Below are 7,801 nucleotides of genomic sequence, written 5' to 3' on the forward strand. Positions count from 1 at the left end.
TGCGGCCGGCGCGGTCGAGGCGGTGTTCTGCGTCCTGGCGCTGCGCGACCGCACGGTGCCGGCCACCCGCAACCTCGACGCGCTCGACGACGAGATCGATCTGGATGTGGTGGCCATCGACAACCGGGCCATCCCGACCGGTGCGGCGTTGTCGAACTCGTTCGGTTTCGGCGGGCACGACGTCTGCCTCGCCTTCACACCCTGACCCTTCACACCCTGACGTGGTCGCCCATGCGGACCTGACTTTCGCCTGAAGTGCCCGGGCCGCGGCATGGTCACCCACGGTCCGGGTATCAACGGTCCGGGTATGAACAGGCACGGTGGCGGCAGATCACCCGATGCCGGCGGAAATCCGATAGGGGCGGGTGGCGACAGTGGCGGATGCGGCACCCCGGTCCGCATCGCCGTTGCACGCGGGTGACCCACACCGACTCGGGCCCTACCATCTGCATGGTCGGCTCGGCCAGGGCGGGATGGGCACGGTGTACCTCGGACGACGCCCGGACGGCCCGTTGGTCGCCGTCAAGATGATCAGGCCCGACTTCGCCCGTGCACCGGAGTTCCGGGAGCGATTCCGGCGGGAGGCGGTGAACGCCCGCCGGGTCGCGCGGTTCTGCACAGCCGCTGTCATCGACGCAGACCCCGACGCCGACCAGCCCTACCTGGTCACTGAATACGTCGAAGGGCTGACGCTGTCCGTGACCGTCTCGGAGCAGGGCCCGCTACGCTCGACAGACCTCGAACTGCTCGCCGTGAATGTTGCGACCGCGCTCACCGCCATCCACAACGCTGGCGTGACTCATGGTGACCTCACACCGTCCAATGTGCTTGTTTCCGCCATGGGGCCCAAAGTGATCGACTTTGGGATGGCGCGCACAACGGCGCTCACCACGATCAGCGGCGAAAAGCAGCGGATCGGAACCCCTGGCTTCATGGCGCCGGAACAGATCGTCGGAGACGAGATCACAGCCGCGGTGGACGTCTTCGCCTGGGGTGGCGTCGTCCTCTATGCGGGCACCGGCCGCCTTCCGTTCGGGCAGGGGCCGACCGACGCCTTGCTGTACCGAGCCGTGCACACCCAGCCCTGCCTTGATGGCCTGGATGACGAGCTGAGTCTGCTTGTCGAAGAAGCCATGGGCAAGAACCCGACCGAGCGGCCCAGCGCTCAGGACCTGCTCGTACGTCTCCTCGGCGATCCATCCATGGCCGAAACCGTCTTGACCGAACCGGCGTCCCCGCCGCACGCGTCCCCAGCGGAACGGCAACCGCACCAGCCGGGCGTCACGCCGATTGCGTCGTTCCCCGCGCCAGCGGCCGCGAACCCACCGGCACCGTCCCGATCACAGAGCCAGGCCCGATCACAGGCCCCGGCGCGAATACCGGCGCCCAGCCCCCCGTCTGCACCCCCGACACCCAAGACACCGACACCGGATGGGCTGCCTTCCCGGCCGTCGTTGCCCGCACGGTGGTGGCGGTGGGCTGTTGGCAGGCGGGCGATTCTCGCCGGATTGTTCGCGCTCGTCCTGGTGGCGGGAACCCTCGCCACGGTGCTGACATCGCGGTCGTCCCCCGACAGGTCCCAGGACGCTTCCCGCCGGCTCACCACAGCGGCGGACACGCAGCGTGCGAAAGACCCGGCACTGGCCGCCCGGCTCAGCCTCGCTGCCTGGAAACTGTCCCCCACGCCCGAGGCCCGGCTCGCAATGATCACATCTTTCGTCTGGCCGTCGGCCACCCCCGTTGCCATGCCCACGAAATCCGTCGGGGCAGTCGCGCTCAGCTCGGACGGCCGGCTGCTCGCGGGGTCCGGCCCGGGTCCTGACTCCGACGGTATTGTTGCCATCTTCGATGCCACCAGTCACTCCCCGGTGCTGCCTGCGGCTACGCTCAGCGAACGAACAGGGCAGGCCAACAGTATGGCGATCAGCCCGGACGGACGTCTGCTGGCTACTGCCGGCCCGGATAGCACCGCTCGCCTCACCGATGTCTCCGACCCGTACCGGCCAGCTGCGCTGTCCACGCTGGCCGGCCATATCAGCCCGGTGAACGGCGTGGCGTTCAGTCCGGACGGCCGTACCGTCGCGACCACAAGCGATGACCGCTCGGCGCGGCTGTGGGACGTCTCCGACCCACGACACCCGATGTTCCTGACGAGCCTCTATGGCCATCTCGGCCCTGTACAGAGCGTCGCGTTCGCGCCGGACGGGCGGATCCTGGCCACCGCCTCGGTCGATGGCACCGCCCGGCTGTGGGACATCAGCGACCGTCAGGCCCCGCGTTCTCTTGCGACGATGACCGGCCACAGCGGGGTCGTGGAGGGGATCACTTTCAACCAGGACGGACATCTGCTCGCCACTGGCGGTGACGACCACACCGCACGGCTGTGGGATGTCTCCGACCCCGCTCGCCCGACCCCCGACGCGGTGCTGACCGATCACCTCGACTGGGTAACCGGTGTCGCGTTCGGTGGCGGCTGGCTCGCCACGGCGAGCCTGGACGCAACGGTCGGCCTGGTCGACGTGACCAGCCCCCGCGACCCCGTCCTTGCGCGCCTCACCGGCGCACCGGCTGGCGGCGTGCAGACGGTGGCGTTCGATGCCGCCGGCGAGACGTTGGCCACGGCCGGCAACGACGCCACGATCAGACTCCTGCGGCTCGACCCCACCCGGCTCGCCGCTGCGGCATGCGCAGACCCGGGCAACCGTCTGACCCCGCAGGAGTGGAGCCGATTCCTTCCCGACATGGCTTACCGACCGCCCTGCGGGTAGCTGTCCGAGAATGTCAACCTGGCCGCACCGGGCCGACGCCCTTGGTCAGTTCGTCCACTTTCTCGACCGATTCCTTGACCTCTGCCTCGTCGCGAGGCACAGTGTGGGCCGCCATCGCGATCTCCGCTTGGTTGGACAGGTAGAACCTGACGAACGCTGCCACCGCGGGACGGCGCAATGCCGCCGACCGGACATAGATGTAGAGCGGCTTGCACAACGGCAGATACCGACCGGCGCGGGCGTTTTCCAGGGTCGGCTCAACGCATCCCGCCCCATTGTTGATCTGGACTCCGCTGACACGCTCGGTGTTTGCGGCAAGGGTCGGGAAATCCACATACCCCACCGCGCCCCTGGTCGACCCCACAGCCTGGGCGATCGCGTTGCCGTCGGAATAGCTGCGGAAATCCGTCCGACCCTCCTCCCTGCCATTGTTGACTCCGGCGTTGAAGAAGGCGTTCGGGATCGAGCCGGGGTTGAAACCCGCCGGTGTCAGAGGAACATCCGGGAAGGACGGGTCGACCTGCCGCCACGAACTGATCGTTGATTCCTTCCCCCAGACCGCGTGCAGTTGCGCGAGGGTGAGGCAGCGCGCCCAGGTGTTGCTCCTGTCCACCACGACCGGCAATGTCTCGTGCGCGACCTCGAAGGCACTCACCTGATCCTGCCCGCACGTGGCGGTGGGTTCCTTGGGGAATGACGCACCGCTGATGTCAAGCTGGCCTTGGCACAACTTGGCGAAGCCGTCGTCGGTACTCACCGCACGGGTTGTCACCTGGACGTCGCGCTGCTGTCTGCGGAACAGTGCGTAAGCGGTTTCCGTGACCGGTGCGACCTCGATCGAACCACCCACGGTGACGTCGTTCGGGCCTGGGTTGGGCACGTCCCCGACCAGAGGCGGCGGGAGGTTCTCGGCCTGTTCCTGCGCCCGGTAGACCCACGGCGAGGCGTAGTGGTATTCCTCGGCCCAGCCTCCTGAGCTCCCGCCACCGAACAGGACGACCACGATGACAATCAACGGAATCATCCAGATGATCATTGCCGCAAACGCCCACGGGTGCCTGCGCACAGGCCCGGTCAGCCGCCGAGAGCCATGACCGGCGGGTGCGACGGGTTCGTGTGCGGACGCCTGATCCTGCGCCGTGGCTGCCGCACCCGGACGCGACCGGTAGAGCTCGGCCGGCGGCACACTCGTGGGCAGTGGCGGGGCGATGAGGCCCGTGGGAGGTACGCCGGTATGCCCCTTGTCGGCAGCAGGCCCCGCGCCGCCGTCGACCGCGTCGGGGGAGGCCAGCTCGGGCGATGCCTCATGCGCCGCGATCAGGGCCGCGCCGAGCGCGATCTCCCCGGCCGGACGCACATCGAGCATCACATCCGCGCCCAGCTCCGCCACCAGCAGATCGTGGACGAGTGGGGTGTGCACCAACCCGCCGCACAGCAGGACCGCGCCGAGGTCGGAGGGGTCTACCGGCACTGACAGAAGCGTGCGGCGCAGCGCGGCCACAGTCTCGGTGAGAGCCGGCCGGGCGAGAGCGTCGAACTCCGCCCGGGTTATCCGAACCATGGTGACAACCGAGGGCAGGACAACACCGATCTCGGCCTCAGTGTCCTCGGACAACGTCTCCCGAGCCTCAGCACACTCGGCACGTAGCCGGGCGAATCCGGACAGCAGGGCAGGGTCGATCGGCGGCACCGTGCGCGGCATCGTGGTGATCTCCGGCGGAGCCGTCCACGGTAGCCCCGCCACCCTGTCGCCCAGGACATTCATCACGTGTCCGAGGACGGCCTCGTCCAGATCACGACCGCCCATGTGGTCCAGCCCGTCGGGGTGGCCGCGCAGGACCCACCGGCCGCCTTCCGGCCCGTCGCCCGAGCCTGCGTCCAGACCCACGACGGCGGTGTCGAACGAGCCTGCGCCCAGGTCATAGACGGCGACCGGATCCCCGGTCCGGGCCGACAGGTGCTGGCGGTATGTAGCGGCCGCCACCGGCGCGGGGCAGGTAGCAAGAATGGGCGAGCCATCGACGGAGATCTGGTGGAGCGCGCCCGACAAAATATCGATCTTGTAGGGCGACCAGCTCGCCGGATGGCTCACGGTGATGCTCGTCGGCGGGCCGCCGGTCTGGCTGACCACCTCTGCGACCACATGACCGAGCAACCGTGCGAGCAGGGACGCCACCGGCAGGGATGCGCCACCGATGAGCAGCGGCGTTGGATCACCCAGGCGACGAGGGATGTCTGACGCCACGCGCGCCGGGTCCGCCAGCGCCCGGCGACGGGCCGCGTGCCCGAACAGCGTCGACCCGTCCGCTCCCAGGTAAAGCACGGCCGGCAGCCGTGCGCCGGCGCCACCGAAGGAAACGACTCTGACACGGCCGCCATCCGCGAGAGCGGCCGTCACCCATGCCGATCCCACATCGATGGCAAGTTGGTACTCCACGTCCGTGCCGCCTCCTCATCGGGCTGCTACAGAAATCGGGCTGGTACAGAAATCGGGCTGTCCGGAATCCACATCCGACATCAATCATCATTTCCGGCAGCCCGCAGCCACCCCGGGCCACTCGGTGGGATGCCCGTCCCGGCGCTGCGCCGAACGCCCGGGATGGGGTGAATAACCGATCACCGCGGTTTAGAGCGTCCGGCAACGACATCATCAGCTTTTACACGTTATTATTTCCGTAATATACATACAAGATCCGGATATTTCAGAAGAATATTTTCCGGACTGGTCGGTGGAATCCTTCGACACAGTGCCGCCAGCGCCATACAGTGCCGCCAGCGCATATTTCAGGCAGCGCGGTTGCCCACCGGGCTTTTCGCGGGGACGGTTTATCCGGCAACCCGACGGCGTGAAGCAACCCGACGGCGTGACGGAGGTAGGCCCGGTGTCCGACCCGAAATCGGTTGAGTCGGTCGTAGCCGCCGCGGGAACCCCGTTGGGACGGTTCGACCCGACCAGGCTGGGCCCGTACACCGTGCTCCGCCGGCTCGGCGCGGGTGGCATGGGCGTCGTCTACCTGGCCCGGAGCGCGCCTGGGCGCCTGGTTGCGATCAAAGTGATCCGGTCCGACGTCGCGAGCAATCCGGCGTTTCGCGCCCGTTTCCGCCGGGAGGCCGCCACCGCCCGCCGGATCGCGCGTTTCTGTACCGCTGAGGTGCTCGACGCCGATCCGGACGCCGAGCAACCGTATCTGGTCACCGAATACGTCGACGGCCCGACGCTGGCCGCCGTGGTCGCCTCGGACGGACCCCTGCCATCGGCGAACCTGGAACGCCTCGCGGTCGGGGTGGCGGCCGCGCTGACCGCGATCCACCGGGCCGGGGTGGTGCATCAGGACCTGAAACCGGCCAACGTACTGATGTCACAGTTCGGCCCACGAGTGATCGATTTCGGGATTGCCCGGTCGGTGGATGCTGCGACACGGGTGCGCCAGGACCTGCGCGGTCTGGGCACTCCGGCGTTCATGGCACCCGAGCAGGTCCGTGGTGGGGTGATATCGGCTGCGGCCGACATCTTCGCGTGGGGCGGGGCGGTGGCCTTCGCCGGGACCGGTCGCTGCGCGTTCGGCGAGGGTTCCACAGAGTCCGTGCTCTACCGGGTGACGCGGGAGGAACCACGGCTGGAGGGGCTTGACCCGGCGCTTCGGCCGCTTGTCGTCCGTGCCCTGAGCAAGGAAGCGGCCGACCGTCCGTCCGCTACCGAGCTGTTGTGGAGCATGATCGGCAGTCCTCCGGCCGAGCAGCAGGCAGCCGTCACCGAGGTGATGCATGGCTGGGCGCCCCTACGGACAGAGCCGACAACCCGGCCGCCCACTCGCACGTCCGGAAGGGTTGACGCCACCGGACGACGGATCGCGGCGCCGGGTCCGACTGCCCGCCCGATCGTCACCAAGCGGACAGGGTCGATCGAACCGCCCAACGGCCCTGTTGCCGACCCTGCCGGTACGAATGGCCCAACCGGTACGAACGGTCCGGCCGATACGAACGGCCCGGCAACACCCGCGCGGCAGGTCGTCTCGGCGCCCGCTGCCGGCCCGCCCGCTGCCGGCCCGCCCGCTACCGGCCCGCCCGCTACCAGCCGGCCCGCCGAACGCGTCCAGTCCGAACCGCCAGGACGACGGATCCGTCATCTCACCTCAAGCCTGCCGGCGGTCATCGTCGTTCTGGTGGTGCTGGTCACCGCGCTCGCCGGCTTCGTCGGCCTCTCGTTGACCGGCGCCGAGAAGACGGCCGCGAGCTTCACGCGAGAACCCGTCTTCGAACCCGGTCCGAACCCGTTCCTGCCCCCTGTCGGCAAGGACATGGCGGACGTCCAACCACCGCCGAAGGTCGGACACACCTACCCGGCGAACACCCCGGGGCTGTACGGCGGAACCCCCAGCCACTCCAGTTGTGACATCGGAAAGATGGCCGAGCTCCTTCGACGCAACCCTGACCGGGCGACTGCGTGGTCCGGCGTCCTCGGGGTCAGGCCCCAGGACGCGCCGAGTCATCTCCGGACACTGACGCCGGTGATCCTGCGCACTGACACGTACGTGACAAACTATCGCTATGCCGGCAATCGCGCGGTCGCCATCTCTTCGGTACTTCAGGCTGGTACAGCCGTGCTGGTGGACAGATACGGCAGACCGGCCACGAAATGCAACTGCGGAAACCCGCTGACCGCACCTTCCGCGCATTCGAACCCGACCTTTGTCGGTCCCGCGTGGCCCGCATTCTCGCCGACAATGGTCACGATCATCGAAGGATCGCCCAGCCCGCTGGTGTCGTTCACGCTCGTGGATCCGTCGACGAACCGCCCGTTCGTGCGTCCCGGGAGCACAGACGGCGGGAATGACCAGCCTTACACACCCCCACCGTCCACCACGAACCCACCGTCATCGGGTGGTTCGCCGTCAACAGAGCCGCCAAGCGGAACGCCATCCGGCGGGGGCTCTTCAGCTGGCATGCCGTCGACGCAACCCGCACCAAGCGGCACACCATCCGGTGGCGGCTCCTCATCCCACCCACCCTCGACCTGTCCCTTATACACATCT

At 68.3% G+C, this 7,801-nt stretch carries 3 protein-coding genes and 1 pseudogene; 3 read left to right on the forward strand and 1 reads right to left on the reverse strand.

All coding sequences use genetic code 11. From position 1 onward, the window contains the following. Together U9978_RS23340 and U9978_RS23345 are read left to right on the forward strand one after the other, a co-directional pair. A pseudogene (locus U9978_RS23340) lies at positions 1-205 on the forward strand (beta-ketoacyl-ACP synthase); the annotation flags it as partial. A gap of 169 nt (positions 206-374) precedes the next feature. Next, positions 375-2,768, forward strand: coding sequence for a serine/threonine-protein kinase (locus U9978_RS23345; RefSeq protein WP_322763296.1), 2,394 nt, complete (start codon positions 375-377; stop codon positions 2,766-2,768). Positions 2,769-2,781: 13 nt separating this feature from the next. Here the strand turns inward: U9978_RS23345 and U9978_RS23350 are convergent, their stop codons facing one another. Then, entirely contained in the window at positions 2,782-5,205 is a 2,424-nt protein-coding gene (locus U9978_RS23350) for an Hsp70 family protein (RefSeq protein WP_322763297.1), read from the reverse strand. A 445-nt stretch (positions 5,206-5,650) separates the two neighbouring features. Here U9978_RS23350 and U9978_RS23355 point away from each other — a divergent pair. Further along, positions 5,651-7,801 (forward strand): serine/threonine-protein kinase (locus U9978_RS23355; RefSeq protein ID WP_322763298.1); only part of this gene is annotated, 2,151 nt, incomplete at its 3' end.

This window comes from Protofrankia sp. Cr2, from assembly GCF_963555885.1.
GTDB lineage: Bacteria > Actinomycetota > Actinomycetes > Frankiales > Frankiaceae > Protofrankia.